The organism is Nocardiopsis alba (genome assembly GCF_000710955.1).
Lineage (GTDB): Bacteria > Actinomycetota > Actinomycetes > Streptosporangiales > Streptosporangiaceae > Nocardiopsis > Nocardiopsis alba.
Genome location: NZ_BAZE01000004.1, coordinates 382,389 through 397,747, shown reverse-complemented (window position 1 = coordinate 397,747; position 15,359 = coordinate 382,389). Strand labels below are relative to the sequence as shown.

The window sequence follows — 15,359 nt, the reverse complement described above, 5'->3', positions numbered from 1 at the left end:
GATGGTGCGGCGGGCGCTCTCGTTCCCGTGTCTCAACGGTGACCTCGACGTCGGAACCCGCTGTCCGACCCGTACGTTAACTTGTGGGCAGCAATCCACGCGTGAAAGGCCATTACTAGACATGCGGATGCGGAGTTCCAACCCCGTCCTCAAGCGAGCGCTCCAACAACAGTCCGGGGCCCGGCAGGGCTACGGTCAGCCCGGTCACGGTCCGCAGGGCTATGGGCAGCCGGGGTACGGACAGCCGTACCCGCAGCAGGGTTACGGCCAGCCCGGATACCCCCAGCAGGGCTACCCCGAGCAGGGCTATCCCCAGCAGACCTACCCGCAGCAGGCGGCCGGCGACCAGCCGATGACGATCGACGACGTCGTCGTGCGCACCGGTATGACCCTGGGCGTGGTCGCTCTCTTCGGCGTTCTCAACTACTTCCTCTTCGACCCGTTCAGCCCGGGGCTCAGCCTCGGCCTGATGGTCCTGGGCGCGCTCGGCGGGCTCGTCCTGGGCCTGGTCATCTCGTTCAAGCAGATCACCAACCCGGTCGCGATCCTGATCTACGCGGCTCTGGAGGGTCTGTTCGTCGGTGGCCTCTCGGCTCTGCTCGCCACTCAGCTGGAGATGGCCACCGGTACCCCCGGTGAGGGCGCGACACTGGTCACCCAGGCCGTCATCGGTACGGTCGCGGTCTTCGCCGTGATGCTGGCCCTGTACAAGTTCCGCATCATCAAGGTCACCGACGGCTTCATGAAGGCCGTCACCTACGCGGTCATCGGCGCCGCGGCCCTGATGCTGATCAACTTCGTGCTCAGCTTCTTCATGGCGGGCGGCCTCGGTCTGCGCGAGCCCACCTGGCTGGGTCTGGGCGTCGGCGTCGTGTTCGTCGTCCTGGCCGCCCTGACCCTGGCCGTGGAGTTCCGCGGTATCGAGGAGGGCGTCAACGCGGGCGTTCCGGGCAAGTTCGCCTGGCAGTTCGCCTTCGGTCTGACCGTCTCCCTGGTCTGGCTCTACATCGAGATCCTGCGTCTGCTCTGGATCATCAAGACGATGTTCGCGGACTGACGCGAGCGTCCTCGCACGTGTGAAGGGGCCGCCTCCGGAGTATCCGGGGGCGGCCCCTTCACGTGTGTCGGGTCAGGTCGCGGAGCGGCGCGGGGCCGGGATCGACCGATCGCGGCGGCGACGGTCGTACTCGGTGACGATCGCGCGTGCGTATCCGTGGGTGAGGCCGTACTCGTCGGCGAGCCAGTAGGTCCGGTCCGCCTTGCGCAGGAGGCCCGGCCCCTGGTCGAGTGAGTCGAACCACTCGTGGAGTCCCCGGCCGGTCACGACCGGGATGCGTTCGATGAGCTTTGCGTGGATCTCCGGCGAGTGGGCTACCGACATAGGCACCTCCGCTGTGCGTTGGGCGTGTGGCACTCACCTGCGACCATGCCCCACGGACACCGAGTGGACAAGTCCCGGAGGCCGGCTTTTACCCTTCCCGAGCGGGAACGTTCACCTTCGTCGGTCCTTCGTCCGAACCGGAGGGAGGGGGAGCGGTCCGGCACGTGTTCCGGCACCCTCACGACGGACGACGGGAACACGAAGGGCCCCGGACACGGGGTCCAAGGCCCTCCAAGGCGCTACGAGGTCAGGAGAGACGCTCGAAGACGGCGGCCATGCCCTGGCCGCCGCCGACGCACATGGTCTCCAGACCGAAGGTCTTGTCGTGGGTGCGCAGGCCGTTGAGCAGGGTGCCGGTGATGCGGGCGCCGGTGCTGCCGAACGGGTGGCCGATGGCGATGGCGCCGCCGTTGACGTTCAGCTGCGCGTCGATGTCGATGCCCAGTCGGTCGGCGGAGGGCAGTACCTGGGCGGCGAAGGCCTCGTTGATCTCGACGAGGTCGATGTCACCGATGGCCATGTTGGCGCGGGCCAAGGCCTGCTTGGAGGCCTCGACCGGGCCCAGGCCCATGATCTCGGGGCTCAGGCCGGTCACACCGGTGGAGACGACGCGGGCCAGCGGGGTGATGCCGAGCTGCTTGGCCTTGGTGTCGCTCATGATGACCAGCGCGGAGGCGCCGTCGTTGAGCGGGCAGGCGTTGCCGGCCGTGACGGTGCCGTCGGGACGGAACACCGGCTTGAGCTGGGAGACCTTCTCGTAGGTGGTGCCGCGACGGATGCCGTCGTCGGTGGAGACCACGGTGCCGTCGGGGAGGGTCACCGGGGTGATCTCGCGCTCCCAGAAGCCGTTGTCGAGCGACTTCTCGGCGAGGTTCTGCGAGCGGACGGCGAACTCGTCCTGGCGCTCGCGGGAGACACCGGTGAGCTCGGCGACGTTCTCCGCGGTCTGGCCCATCTCGATGTAGGCGTCGGGCAGGTCGCCGTTCTCGCGGGGGTCGGTCCAGGTGCCCTGGCCGCCCTCCTTGCGCCTCTCGGTACGCGCCTTGGCGTCGGCGAAGAGCGGGTTCTCGTTCTGCGGGTTGTCGCTGCTGCCGTTGACGAAGCGGCTGACGGTCTCCACGCCGGCGGAGATGAACACGTCGCCCTCACCGGCCTTGATGGCGTGGTAGGCCATGCGGGTGGTCTGGAGCGAGGAGGAGCAGTACCGGGTGATGGTGGTGCCCGGGACGGTGTCCAGGCCGAGCTGGACGGCCACGACGCGGGCCATGTTGAAGCCCTGGTCGCCGCCGGGCAGGCCGCAGCCGAGCATGAGGTCGTCGATGCTCTCGGGGTTCAGTTCGGGCACCTTGGCCAAGGCCGCGCCGACGATCTGGGTGGTCAGGTCGTCCGGGCGGATGTCCTTCAGGGAGCCCTTGAAGGCTCGGCCGATGGGGGAACGCGCGGTGGCGACGATGACTGCTTCGGGCATGTTCCTCGTCCTTGTTCGGGTCACGGCACAACTTGTTACCGACCAGTTAACCCGGACGGGGCTCCTCCGCGCCACCCGGGGTCGCTCTGGGCGCGCCGACGTTCTCGTCGTCCGTCTCCTCGCGGGGTTCGGCGGGCACGGCGCGTGACGACGGCATGAGCCGGAAGGGGCCGCGGACGAACGCGGGGCGCTTTCCGTGACGTCGGTCCACGGTCCGATCGCCGGCCCGGGTGACCTCCGTGCCCGGTGTCTCGGCGGCCATCACGGCGGCCCGGTCGACGGGCAGGACACCGCGGGTGGTCTCCTCCTCGTCGAGTTCGGGGAGCAGGCCCAGAGCGGCGCAGGCGGACGGCAGGACGGCGAACGAGGCCTGCGCGTATCCGCGGGCCGAGGGGTGGAAGCGGTCGGGGCCGAACATGGCGAGCGGATCGGAACGGAAGTCGTCGGCGAGCAGGTCGCTCAGGGAGACCGTACGGCCGCCCGCCTCGGTGACCGCGATGGTCTGGGCGGCGGCCAGTTGGCGGGAGGCCCGTCGGGCCACCGAGCGCAGTGGCCAGCCGATGGGCCGTACCGTGCCCAGGTCCGGACAGGTCGCCACCACCACCGGGGTGCCCGCGGCGACCAGACCACGGGTGACCTCGCGCAGCGCGGCGACGGCGTCGTTGGGACGTACACGCCTGATCACGTCGTTGGCACCGATGAACACCACGGCCACGTCGTGGTGGTGGGGCCCGGCCCGTTCCACCTGTCCGGCCAGGTCGGCCGAGGTGGCGCCCGGGGTGGCGGGGCAGCGCAGCAGCACCGGACGGTCGGAGGCGGCGGAGATCCCCGCGGCGAGCAGGGCGCCGGGCGTCTCCCGGGACCTGGTCACGGCGAACCCGGCGGCGGTGGAGTCGCCGATCATGAGCAGCCGCAGCGGCGGCCCCTCACCGGTCCCGTACAGGCCGTCGGCCCGGGGCCGGTTCCATCGGGTGGTGCCGATGGCGTTCGCGGCCAGCCGGGCCTGGAGGTAGAGCAGGGCGACGGTTCCACCGCCCACGAGGGTGAGTCCGCCACCGCCGAACGCGGTGGCGGCGGCGATGCGTCGCGCTCGTGCGGCTCTGAGCATCGGCACCCCTGAAGCGTCGGACCCGTCTCCGGCCGCGTGCGGGCCGGTTACGATTCGACGTTACCGGTGGGGAACCCGGTGGTCACGTACCTCGGCGGTACACAATCCGATCCTCGGGGTCAGCGGACCGACGCGGCTCGGCGAGGTACTCCGTACCGGGCCGAACGGGCGGAGCGTCCGCGGCCCAAACGGCTTAGAGTTCAGGATGTGGGAACCGGAATCCGGCCCACCCGCCTCGGACGTCACCGGGGACACACGAGACCGGCGGGCCGAAGACCCGGTCGCCATGACGCTAAGGAGCGAAGTTGCGGGTACACGACTCACTCATCGACCTGGTCGGGGACACCCCGTTGGTCCGCCTGCGAAAGGTCACCGAGGGGCTGGCCCCGACGATCCTGGCGAAGGTCGAGTACTTCAACCCGGGCGGTTCGGTGAAGGACCGTATCGCGTTGCGGATGGTCGAGGCCGCCGAGAAGAGCGGTGAGCTCCAGCCGGGCGGGACCATCGTCGAGCCCACCTCCGGGAACACCGGTATCGGCCTTGCGCTGGTGGCCCAGGAGAAGGGCTACCGCTGCGTCTTCGTCTGCCCCGACAAGGTCGGGCCGGACAAGCTGTCGGTGCTGCGCGCCTATGGCGCCGAGGTCGTGGTCTGCCCGACCACGGTCGCCCCCGAGCACCCCGAGTCCTACTACTCGGTCTCCGACCGGCTCGCCCGGGAGATCCCCGGCGCTTGGAAGCCCAACCAGTACGAGAACGAGAACAACCCGGAATCGCACTACCACTCCACCGGTCCGGAGATCTGGGACCAGACCGAGGGGCGCATCACGCACTTCGTCGCGGGTATCGGTACCGGCGGCACCATCAGCGGTACCGGTCGCTACCTCAAGGAGGCCTCCGAGGGCCGGGTGCAGATCGTGGGCGCGGACCCGGAGGGTTCGGTCTACTCGGGCGGCACCGGCCGTCCGTACCTGGTCGAGGGTGTGGGCGAGGATATCTGGCCGGGCACCTATGACACGGCGATCTGCGACGAGATCGTGGCGGTCAGCGACAAGGACTCGTTCCTGATGACCCGTCGTCTGGCCAAGGAGGAGGGGCTGCTGGTCGGCGGCTCCTGCGGTCTGGCGGTCGAGGCGGCCCTGCGTGTGGCCGAGACGGCCGGCCCCGACGACGTCATCGTGGTGCTGCTGCCGGACGGTGGCCGCGGCTACCTGGGCAAGATCTTCAACGACGAGTGGATGGCCGACTACGGCTTCCTGTCCGCCGAGACCGAGGAGGCCACGGCGGGCCAGGTGCTGGGCGGCAAGGAGGGCGAGATGCCCGACTTCGTGCACAGCCACCCGGACGAGACGGTCGGGACCGCCGTGGCGATCATGCGCGAGTACGGCGTCTCCCAGCTGCCGGTCATGAAGGAGGAGCCGCCGGTCATGGCGGCCGAGGTCGTGGGCTCCATCGCCGAGCGCGATCTGCTGGACGCCCTCTTCGACGGTCGGGCCGAGCTGGACGACCTGGTGGAGACGCACATGGGTCGGCCGCTGGCGACCGTCGGCACCGGTACGCCGGTGAGCGACTGTGTCCGCCTGCTGCGCACCTCGGGGGCCCTTGTGGTGCTGCGCGACGGTAAGCCCGTGGGCATTCTCACCCGTCAGGACCTGCTGGCCCACCTGTCCGGTTGACCGGTCGCCGGGGCGGTCGCGCGAGCGTCCGCCCCGGCGCGTGCGACGGTCTCTCGAACGTTCGCGCGTCATACCGAGCGTCGTTCGGGACCCGGTGTTCGCCTGCCCGACATAGTGCCGCATACTCGGACACTGCTAATGTTCGAGTCGGAATTACCGATCGGTAATAAGTAGGTGCGCGCGTGTCTCGGCTCTTGTCCTGGATCATCCGCTCCGTCTGGTCGTACGCACGGAACCACGGCGCGATCCGGGCCGAGTCGAAGGCGGCCCGGCGGTTCGCCCGCTTCGGTACCGGTTCGGCGATCGCCTTCCCCGTGGCCACGCTGTACGGCGAACCCTGGATCGAGATCGGGGTGCACACCGTCCTGGGCGGTGACATCACCCTGGCCGCCGGGATGGGCCCCGACTACGACCTCGGTGAGGGGACCGTGGTCCGGATCGGCTCCGGATGCGCGATCGGCCGCGGTTCGCACGTCGTCGCCCACAAGTCGATCGACATCGGCGACCACGTCTACACCGGCCCCTACGTCTACATCACCGACCAGAACCACTCCTACTCCAACACCGAGATCCCCGTCGGCCTCCAGTGGCCGGTGGACGCTCCGGTGAGCATCGGCGCGGGAAGCTGGCTCGGCGCCAACTCCGTGATCCTGCCCGGTGTCCACCTCGGGAGGAACTCGGTGGTGGCCGCCGGAACCGTGGTGCGGCCCGGCACCTACCCCGATCACGCCGTCATCGCCGGGATCCCCGGTCGGGTCGTGCGCCGCCACGACCCCGAGCTCGGCTGGGATCCGCCGCTGCGCGAGTCGGGGACCCCCACCCGGGTCCCCACCCCGGTCACCGGTCTGCCTCCCGAGGCTCCGGTCGAGCCCCCGGAACCGGGATCGGCCACCCGTTTCCCGCCGACCTGAGAAGCCGCTCGCGGGCCGGGCGAAGAAGGTTCCGTCCGGAATGTCCGACCGTCGGAGTCGTATGGTCGCGATGGGGCGTGTGAGGCGTGAGATCTCCCTGTTGACAGGGGGTCTGGAGGGGTATCCGGGTACTAGGGTGGCCCCATGAAGTTCGACGGGTTTGAAACACGGGCCATCCACGCGGGCCAGGAACCGGACGCCGGTACCGGAGCCGTGGTCGTGCCGATCTACCAGACGAGTACCTACGCCCAGGACGGCGTGGGCGGACTGCGCCAGGGGTACGAGTACTCCCGCACCGCCAACCCCACGCGCACCGCCCTGGAGGAGTGCCTGGCCGCGCTTGAGTCCGGCGCGCGCGGGCTGGCCTTCGCCTCCGGCATGGCGGCCGAGGACACCCTGCTGCGCACGGTGCTCTCCCCGGGCGACCACATCATCATCCCCGGTGACGCCTACGGGGGTACCTTCCGCCTCATCTCCAAGGTGGTCGAGCGCTGGGGCGTCTCCTGGGACGCGGTCGACCAGACCGACGTCGAGGCGGTGCGCGCGGCGATGCGTCCCGAGACCAAGGTCGTGTGGACCGAGACGCCCACCAACCCGCTCCTGGGCATCACCGACATCGAGACGGTCGCGCGGATCGCGCACGACGGCGGCGCCCTCCACGTCGTCGACAACACGTTCGCCTCGCCCTACCTACAGCAGCCCCTCACCCTGGGCGCCGACGTGGTCGTGCACTCCACCACCAAGTACGTCGGCGGCCACTCCGACGTGGTCGGCGGGGCGCTGATCGTCGCCGACGCCGAACTGGGGGAGCGGCTGGCCTTCCACCAGAACACCATGGGCGCGGTCGCGGGCCCCTTCGACGCCTGGCTGACGTTGCGCGGGGTCAAGACCCTGGGCGTGCGGATGGACCGGCACAGCGAGAACGCCGAGCGGGTCGTGGCCGCGCTCGAAGGGCACCCGGCGGTACGGCGCGTGTACTACCCGGGGCTGGACTCCCACCCGGGCCACAAGATCGCCGAGCGGCAGATGCGCGCCTTCGGCGGGATGGTCTCCTTCGAGCTGCGCGACGGTGAGAAGGCTGCGCTGGAGCTGTGCGAGCGGACGAAGGTCTTCACCCTGGGCGAGTCCCTGGGCGGGGTCGAGTCGCTCATCGAGCACCCGGGCCGGATGACACACGCCTCGACGGCGGGTTCGGCGCTGGAGGTCCCGGCGGACCTGGTGCGGATCTCGGTGGGCATCGAATCCGGTGACGACCTGGTCGCCGACCTGGAGCAGGCCCTGGAGGGCTGAGTCGTGGGCCCGCGCGGCGCTGCCGCGCGGGTGCCCCGGCTTTTCGGCCGGGCCCGGCGCGGCGTCCTCGGGGTTCGTCCCCCGCGTGGTCCCGGCGGGGTGGGCGTGGTCTCGGGCGGGGTGGTCCGGTGCTCAGGCCGCGGTCGGAGCGCGGTCCTCCGAGGGGGCCGTGAAGGGGGCCGCGGCGGGGCGTCGCTCGCGGAAGCGCAGGCCACAGATGTAGCGCCCGGTGTTGCCCAGGGTGCTGTCGAGCTCCTCGTCGCGCAGGGAGCGGTAACCGCCTCGACGGTCCTGGCGGCGGATCCCGATGGAGATGGCCAGGAGGAAGCCGGCCGACAGGCCGAGCAGGACGATGCCGACGAGGATCAGAACGATGAACGTGGTCTCCACGGTGTTCTCCTTTGGGGAAGGGGTGGGGTCAGCTCCTGTACGGCCCCCTCGTGCGTGAGGGAGACGTGGCAGCGGTTCTCATCTTTTCCCTGTTCCAGTGGGGTGTGAGAGGCCTCTGTGGTGGCGGTGCCCGGTGGGGTCGGAACCGGGTCGTCGGGGGTGAACTCGGCGTGTACCGAGAGTGGCGTTCCTCTATAGGATGGGCTCGATCGAACCCGATGGACCTGTTCTGTTGGTAATACCGCTCAGCTTGTTGGTACAAGCTGAGGTGTTGGTCTTATACCCTCGAGGGGGCGGACTTATGCGGGCCGAAAGCCGATATCGACAGATCGCTCGAACCCTGCGCAGGGAGATCCAGGGCGGAAGCCTTCCCCCCGGCGGCCAACTCCCCTCGGAGAAGCAGCTGGAGGAGCGCTTCGAGGCCTCGCGCAACACCGTCCGCCTGGCCCTGGGAATGCTCCGCAACCAGGGGCTCATCGTGAGCAGGCCGGGGCGTGGACACTACGTCCAGGACGTCGTACCGGAGACCTTCTACGCCACCCGGGGCAAGGGCGGGCCCGGTGGGCTCAACGAGTCGAACATGAGCGGCCTGACCCTGGAGGAGCTCCAACTCCTCAGCGCCGACACCGCCGTCGCCTCCCGTCTGCGCGTCCCCGAGGGCACCATGACCGTCGTACGACGCATGCACCGGTTCTCCGGCGGCCGTTCCGGATCGATCAGCTCCGCGTTCTATCCGATGGACCTGGTCGAGAACACCCCGCTCATGCTGCCTGAGGACGTGGAGAGCGCCCTGGAGGTCCTCATGGAGCACGGACACCGGCAGGTGGGCTACGTGGACGAGCTGGCCACCAGGATGCCCACTCCCCAGGAGGTCGACGAACTGGAGTTGCCGCCCGGCGTCCCCGTCCTGACCGTCCACCGGACCGACTATTCGACGGAGCGGCCCATCCGCCTGGTGCACACTGTGTACGCCGGGCACAGCATCCGCTACCAGTTCGAGCACGGCGATCTCAAGGCCTACCACCGGGATTGACACAGCGTATGAGCATGTCGAAGAAGACCCTTGTCGCCGATCATCTCCGCGAGGCCCTGGCCAGGGGCGACTTCGAACCGGGCCAACGACTGCCGGGGGAGGAGGAGCTCGCCGAGGAGCTGGGCGTCTCCCGGGCCACCGCCCGTCTGGGGATGCGCCTCCTCCAGGACGAGGGACGTATCTCCATCGTCGCCGGCCGCGGTGCCTTCGCCGCCGACCCCCGGCCGATCATCCACCTGGCCACCCCCCTCTCGGGGGAGGACTCCGAACGTTTCGAGAGCGGTTACCGCGCCCACCTCCGGAAGGCCGGTCACCTCGACGTCGACGAGAGGGTCAAGGTCAGCCTGGACACCATGCGGGCCAAGGTGGCCCGACGTCTGGGCGAGAAGCCCGGGAGCGGACTGGTCGTGATCCGCTCCTCGAACCGCTACGTCGACGGGGCCCTGTGGCAGTCCCAGATCACCTACCTGCCCTTCGGGATCGCCGGAGGCACCGTGCTGATGTCCCCGGAGCACCTGAACGAGGGGGTCGGGGCGGCCCTGCGCGAACTCGGCTTCCACGAGGAGTGGAACCGCGACATCGTGGGAGCCCGGATGCCCTCCACGAGCGAGGCCGAGACCTTCCGCATGGGGCCGGGTATCCCTCTGCTTCTCCAGGAACGGGTGGTCTACCAAGGGGAGCGCCCCCTGCGCTTCACCGTGACGCTCATGCCGGCCGATCGCCATCAGCTCCTCTACGCGGGCGGCGAGGTCCCCGAAAGCTCGTGGCTGCCGGACCCGGACGTCAACGTCTTCGAACGTTGACTCAGAAGGACCCGCGCGGATAACGGCCGATCACCGAGGGGCCCAACGTCTCCGGGGTCGCGTCCACGACCCGTACGCCCCGTCGCTCCGTCAACGAGCCTCGGAAGGCGCGCAGGCGCTCGTCGTCGGCCATGAGGAAGAACGTCGCCTCGGCGCCCTCGGCCAGCGTCGCGTCCAGTTCGGCGCCGGTGACCTCCGCTGTTCGAGGAGAGGGCGGCCAGGAGAAGCGGGGCCGGCCCTCCTCGTCCAGATGGGCCGTGGGCTCCCCGTCGGTGATCACCATGACCGCCCGGCGGGCGCCCCGGCACGTCCGCGACCCGGTACGGGCCAGCCGCAGGGCGTGGTGCAGATTGGTGCCGGGTGTTCGAGGTCCCTCGTGCGCGACCAGGTCGACCGGGCCCATCTCCCGCGCGCGCTCCCCGAAGCCGATCACCGTCACCCGGTCCTCGGGGTGCCGGGTCCGGACCAGGGCGTGCAGGGCCAGGGCGGTCCGCGCGGCGGCCTCGTGCAATCCCCGGATCGCCATGGAGGGGGACAGGTCGACCAGCAGGAACACCGACGCCGAACGCTCCGGTCCGGTCTCGGCGTACCGCAGATCCTCGGAGAGCAGCGCGGCCCGGCCCTCGGCCACGCCGCCCGCGGCACGGCGCAGGACCGCCTCGCGCACGCTCGCGACCGGGTCCAGAGGACGGTCGAGTTCGTCGCGGGGCAGGCTCGCCCCGGTCGGCTCACCCCCGGCCCCGAAGACGCCGGGACGGGAACCGGGGGCCGGCCCGGCGGCCGCCTCGATCTCCCGAAGAGCCTCCTCACCGAGTCGGCGCAGTTCGGCCGAGGTCGGTTCGCGTCCGGACCGGGCCCCGGGCCACAGGGGGACGGCGGGGCCGCCCTCCCCGCGGCCCGGTGGAACGGCCGCGTACCCCTCGGACGGGACCGAGGGGCCGCGATCGGTCGACGCCTCCTCCCGCGTCGAACCCCCGGCGGCGGAGCGGTCCTCGTCGGCCAGGGGGTCGGGCCCGCCCGAGTAGGACCGGTAACGGGACCACGTCCCTCCGGCCCCGGGAGCCCCGCCCCGCCGTGTCGGCCCGTACCGCTCAGAGACGGTAGACACCCCCGTCGGCCGAGGTGTCCTTGGACAACCGGCGCTCCAGGTACAGGCCCTCCAACGCGAACTCCAGAACGGAGGCGGCCAGCCCCGGTGTGGGCGGGCCGTCCTCCTCCTCGGGCGCCGCCCGCTCGATCAACCCGGACAGTCCGGGTACCGTCCCCACCCTGCGCAGCAGTTCGGCCGCGCCCACCAGGTCCCCGCTCTCCACCGTGCCCCCGCCGGAGAAACGGTCGCCGAGGGGGTCCAGGTCGGCCTCGCCCAGGCGCGACCGGAAGGTCTCGGCCACGGCCCTGCGCAGAAGGGTCTCCAGGACGTCGAACTCGCGCCCCTGGGAGCCGATCTCGAACTCGACCTTGCCCAACAGAGGTTCCACCACGCCGGCCAGATCACAGACCCGGGCCACCGGAGCGTCCTCGCCGGTCAGAGCCGCCCTGCGCAGGGCCGACGCGGCCATGGTCTCGGCGGCGGCCACGGTCAGACGCACCGAGACCCCCGATCGTCGATCCACCCGAGCGGAGTCCCGGACCAGCCGGGCGAAACGGGCCACCGTCTCCAACAGATGCGAGGGCACCACCGTGCCCTCCGGCAGCCGCGCCTCCTGCCCGAGCAGGGTCAGTTCGTGCTCCAGGTCGGGCGGGTAATGGGTACGCACCTGAGAACCGAAACGGTCCTTGAGCGGGGTGAGGATCCGGCCCCGACCGGTGTAGTCCTCGGGGTTGGCGCTGGCCACCAGCACCAGGTCCAGCGGCAGCCGCAGACTGTATCCGCGGATCTGGAGGTCGCGCTCCTCCAACACGTCGAACAGCGCCACCTGGGCCCGGGGCGGCAGGTCGGGGAGTTCGTTGACGCAGAGGACGCCCCGGTTGGCGCGCGGCAGCAGGCCGTAGTGGATCGTCTCCGGATCGCCCAGTGAACGCCCCTCGGCCAATCGACCCGGATCCACGTCGCCGACCAGCTCGGCGGTGCCGGTGTCGGGCGTGGCGAGTTTCTCTCCGTACCGTTCGTCCCGACCCCGCCAGCGGACGGGGAGCCGGTCCCCCTCCTCCGATAGCCGACGTACGCACACCGGACAGACAGGGGCGTAGGGATGGTCGTTGATCGGGCATCCGGCCACCGAGGGCGACCACTCGTCCAACAATCCCGCCAGGGTACGGATCAGGCGGCTCTTGCCCTGGCCGCGTTCGCCCAGCAGCACCACGTCGTGCTCGGCGAGCAACGCGCGCTCCAACGCGGGCAGGACGGTGCGGTCGAACCCGTGGATCCCCGGAAAGCGGGGCAGGCCCGCGCCCATCCGGGCCAAGAGGTTCTCCCGGATCTCGGCCGAGGTGGAACGATGGACATGGCCGGACTCTCGCAGGGCGCCACGTGTGCTCGGGAGCCCGCTCGGAGGGGACGGGGGGTGGGTCACGGCAAGCAGTGTAGGCCCGTCGGGGGTTTGAGGGGGCGGCTGAAGGAAAGTCCCTGTCTGAAGCAGGGATGGAAGAATGGGACGACAAGGTCTCCAGAGCCGGCCGCGCGGTCGGTGAAGGCGGGGTGGCGGTGTGGCAAGGTTCGGCGATGCTCTGACGACGGGGGCCGACCTCGTGAACGCGGCCGAGCGCGCCGTACTCCAGGCCCTGGAGCAGGTGGACGGGCCCGCCGACCTCGTGTGCTTCTTCGTCAGCGGTGAGGACCCGGAGGAGGTCACGCTCGCGGGCACCCGGGTCATGGAACTGTCCGGGGGAGCGGTCACCCTGGGGTGCAGCGCCACCGGTGTGATCGGTGGGGGCCGAGGGGTCGAGGGCCAGGGCGCCGTCAGCGTATGGTGCGGCCGTCTCCCCGGGGTGGAGCTCACCCCGTTCTGGCTGGACACCATGGTCGAGGGGGACCACCTCGCCGTGGTCGGCATGCGCGAACCGAGTCCGAACGACCGGGTGGGCATCCTGCTCACCAACCCCTACGAGTTCCCCACCCAGGCGTTCGTACGAGAGACCACCGCGGCCCTGGGAGGGCTGCCGCTGGTCGGCGGTATGGCCGACGGCCTGCGGGGCGAGGGTTCGGTCCGCCTCTTCTGCGAGGGAGAGGTGGCCCTCAACGGCGCCGTGGGCGTCCTGGTCGGCGGGGACGGTGTCCTGGGCACCGTGGTCAGTCAGGGCTGCCGCCCGATCGGACCCGACATGACCGTCACCAAGGCCGAGGGCAACCTCGTGTTGGAACTGGCCGGCGTCAACGCCTACGAGAGACTGGAGAGCCTGGTGGAGCGGCTCTCCGACGAGGACCGCGAACTGGCCGAGCAGGGGCTGCACCTGGGCATCGCGGTCGACGAGTACGCCGACCACCACGAGCAGGGCGACTTCCTCATCCGCAGCCTGGTGAGCGCCGACGAGGAACTGGGCGCGCTCACCATCGGCGACATGGTGGAGGTCGGACAGACGGTCCGCTTCCAGGTCCACGACGCGGACACCGCCGACGAGGACCTCGCGCGCAGGCTCACGGAGTTCGGGGCCCAGCACGCGGTCGGTGCCGGACTGCTCTTCTCCGGCGACGGACGGGGCGCCTCCCTGTTCCCCCGGGCCGACCACGACGTCCTCTCCGTCCGGCGCACGCTCGGGGCCGCCCCGGTCGCGGGCTTCTTCGCGGCGGGCGAGATCGGACCCGTCTCGGGCGCGAACCACGTGCAGGGCTTCACCGCCTGCCTCCTGGCCTTCGCCCCCTGACCGGGCACGGACCCTTCCGAGTCGGACTTTTACCGCCGTATCACCAACACCCCGCCTTGGGTTCCTTGAGTGCGCCCACTTTCAGGTGATTACTAAGAGTGACTGTTTTCATCACTTTGAGTGTTTGGCGAGAGAAGGAACGATGGCGCAGAACCGGCGCACCACCACACCTCTGTTGGCTCTCGGGGCGTTCGCCCTGTTGGCCCCCATGGTCACCCCGGGAACGGCCGCCGCCGAGGCGTCCTGGCTCGAACAGGACCTCTCCTCCGCGGACCGGATCGGACTGACCCTGGCGTCGGGGGCGCTGCGCCTGGACACGGTCGAGGACCTGGGGGCCTCACCACGCCTGGACACCACGAAGAGACGCACCGGCCTCGCGACCTTCCCCGAACAGGAACTGCCCGAACCGACCGACACCGTCGACGTGTCCGTCCGCACCACGGGCGAGGCCGAGGAGGTCCTCACCGAGGCGAGGGGCCACCGGACCGACGGCATGTGGACCGAATGGCAGCAGACCCGCGACGGGGGCGGCCGTGTCGTCCTGCCCGAGGCCGTCGACGAGGTCCAGGTGCGGGTCGAGGTGTCCTCGAAGGCCGAGAAGGGCGGCGCCTCCGTCGACGAGGTGCGCGTGCGCCCGGTGGAGTCCTCCGTGGCGACCACCGACGAGACCCCGAAGGGCTCCGAGAGCGCGGACGGAGGCACGGGCGAGGCCGCCAAGGGCGACGACGTGCCCCGACCGTTCTCCGCCCGGCTCTTCGCCACCAGGATCGGACTCGTGGGCGAGACCACCGCCAACGGCCACACGGTGCGCCCCGACGACCACTTCGTCGCCCTGCCCTCGCGCCGAGGGCTCTCCACCCGAGGCGGCGGCGAATACACGGTCAGAGTGTGCAGCACCGGAGCACTGGGCCCCAAGGCCGAGGGGGACACCGAGAACCACGACCCGCGCTGCGCCTACCTGCCGGTCTGGGACGTGGGCCCCTGGAACATCACCGACGACCACTGGAACGACGATCGCGAGTCCTGGCGCGACCTCGACCGCGGTCGCCCCCAGGCCCAGGCCGCCTACACCGAGGGGCACAACGACGGCCTGGACGGCTTCGGCCGCCGCGTACAGAACCCCGCCGGCATCGACCTCGCCGACGGAGCCTTCAACGAAGGCCTCCAACTGCCCACCAACGGCTGGGTGGAGGTCGACTACCTGTGGACCGCCGAATACCGCGACCGCGCGGAGGTCACCACCGCCACCCAGAGCGACCCGGTGATCGTGCGCACCGGACCGGGAACCCACTACGACACGATCGGCCTGGCCGCGCACAAGGCCAACGTCGACGTGGCCTGCCAGGTCATCGGCGACCCCGCCACCGGCCCCAACGGCGTCAGCGACGTCTGGTACCGGATCGGTGAGGGCCACTACATCCCCGCGGCCTTCGCCCAAGGGGGATCCGAGGCCCCGTACTGCCTTCCCGGCAAGCCTTGATCTGTGTTCGCTTTGGCCCTC

The 15,359-nt window shown here is 70.5% G+C and carries 14 protein-coding genes; 8 read left to right on the top strand and 6 right to left on the bottom strand.

What is annotated here, in order from left to right:
- Positions 1–121: 121 nt before the first annotated feature.
- Complete coding sequence (locus TR33_RS10510; RefSeq protein ID WP_042282895.1) at positions 122–1,057, top strand: Bax inhibitor-1/YccA family membrane protein; 936 nt, start codon at positions 122–124, stop codon at positions 1,055–1,057.
- A 72-nt stretch (positions 1,058–1,129) separates the two neighbouring features.
- Here the strand turns inward: TR33_RS10510 and TR33_RS10505 are convergent, their stop codons facing one another.
- The 3 genes from TR33_RS10505 to TR33_RS10495 all read right to left on the bottom strand — a co-directional run bounded on the left by TR33_RS10505 (position 1,130) and on the right by TR33_RS10495 (position 3,957).
- Entirely contained in the window at positions 1,130–1,381 is a 252-nt protein-coding gene (locus TR33_RS10505) for a DUF4287 domain-containing protein (protein ID WP_014911938.1), read from the bottom strand.
- A gap of 247 nt (positions 1,382–1,628) precedes the next feature.
- The gene (locus TR33_RS10500) at positions 1,629–2,849 is read right to left on the bottom strand and encodes an acetyl-CoA C-acetyltransferase (protein WP_017535855.1); all 1,221 of its coding nucleotides are present in this window, start codon (positions 2,847–2,849) and stop codon (positions 1,629–1,631) included.
- A gap of 46 nt (positions 2,850–2,895) precedes the next feature.
- Positions 2,896–3,957 (bottom strand): SGNH/GDSL hydrolase family protein, encoded by a 1,062-nt coding sequence (locus TR33_RS10495; protein WP_199806124.1) that lies wholly within the window; start codon positions 3,955–3,957, stop codon positions 2,896–2,898.
- Positions 3,958–4,262: 305 nt separating this feature from the next.
- Between TR33_RS10495 and TR33_RS10490 the strand changes: the two genes are divergently transcribed.
- The 3 genes from TR33_RS10490 (at position 4,263) to TR33_RS10480 (ending at position 7,831) form a co-directional block, all read left to right on the top strand.
- Entirely contained in the window at positions 4,263–5,630 is a 1,368-nt protein-coding gene (locus TR33_RS10490) for a cystathionine beta-synthase (protein ID WP_017535854.1), read from the top strand.
- A 182-nt stretch (positions 5,631–5,812) separates the two neighbouring features.
- Positions 5,813–6,541 carry an acyltransferase gene (locus tag TR33_RS10485; RefSeq protein ID WP_017535853.1) on the top strand — a complete coding sequence of 243 codons (729 nt, stop codon included), beginning with the start codon at positions 5,813–5,815 and terminating at the stop codon, positions 6,539–6,541.
- A 144-nt stretch (positions 6,542–6,685) separates the two neighbouring features.
- Positions 6,686–7,831 carry a cystathionine gamma-synthase gene (locus TR33_RS10480; RefSeq protein ID WP_017535852.1) on the top strand — a complete coding sequence of 382 codons (1,146 nt, stop codon included), beginning with the start codon at positions 6,686–6,688 and terminating at the stop codon, positions 7,829–7,831.
- Between the two features lie 132 nt (positions 7,832–7,963).
- Here TR33_RS10480 and TR33_RS10475 read toward each other — a convergent pair whose 3' ends face one another.
- Positions 7,964–8,221 carry a hypothetical protein gene (locus tag TR33_RS10475; protein WP_017535851.1) on the bottom strand — a complete coding sequence of 86 codons (258 nt, stop codon included), beginning with the start codon at positions 8,219–8,221 and terminating at the stop codon, positions 7,964–7,966.
- Between the two features lie 301 nt (positions 8,222–8,522).
- Here TR33_RS10475 and TR33_RS10470 point away from each other — a divergent pair, with 301 nt between their 5' ends.
- Both TR33_RS10470 and TR33_RS10465 read left to right on the top strand, forming a co-directional pair.
- Entirely contained in the window at positions 8,523–9,254 is a 732-nt protein-coding gene (locus TR33_RS10470; RefSeq protein WP_017535850.1) for a GntR family transcriptional regulator, read from the top strand.
- 8 nt (positions 9,255–9,262) lie between these two features.
- Positions 9,263–10,057, top strand: coding sequence for a GntR family transcriptional regulator (locus TR33_RS10465; RefSeq protein ID WP_017535849.1), 795 nt, complete (start codon positions 9,263–9,265; stop codon positions 10,055–10,057).
- A gap of 1 nt (position 10,058) precedes the next feature.
- On the opposite strand, the gene TR33_RS10460 is transcribed toward TR33_RS10465, so the two are convergent.
- Complete coding sequence (locus TR33_RS10460) at positions 10,059–11,165, bottom strand: vWA domain-containing protein (protein WP_159068781.1); 1,107 nt, start codon at positions 11,163–11,165, stop codon at positions 10,059–10,061.
- Positions 11,149–12,570, bottom strand: a complete 1,422-nt coding sequence (locus tag TR33_RS10455) for a sigma 54-interacting transcriptional regulator (protein WP_014912276.1) — start codon at positions 12,568–12,570, stop codon at positions 11,149–11,151. Before TR33_RS10455 ends, TR33_RS10460 begins: the two co-directional genes overlap by 17 nt.
- A gap of 133 nt (positions 12,571–12,703) precedes the next feature.
- Here TR33_RS10455 and TR33_RS10450 point away from each other — a divergent pair, with 133 nt between their 5' ends.
- Positions 12,704–13,858: an FIST signal transduction protein gene (locus tag TR33_RS10450; protein ID WP_042282891.1), complete on the top strand. Its 1,155-nt coding sequence runs from the start codon at positions 12,704–12,706 to the stop codon at positions 13,856–13,858.
- A 142-nt stretch (positions 13,859–14,000) separates the two neighbouring features.
- Entirely contained in the window at positions 14,001–15,338 is a 1,338-nt protein-coding gene (locus TR33_RS10445; protein ID WP_042282889.1) for a DUF8814 domain-containing protein, read from the top strand.
- Positions 15,339–15,359: the final 21 nt, after the last annotated feature.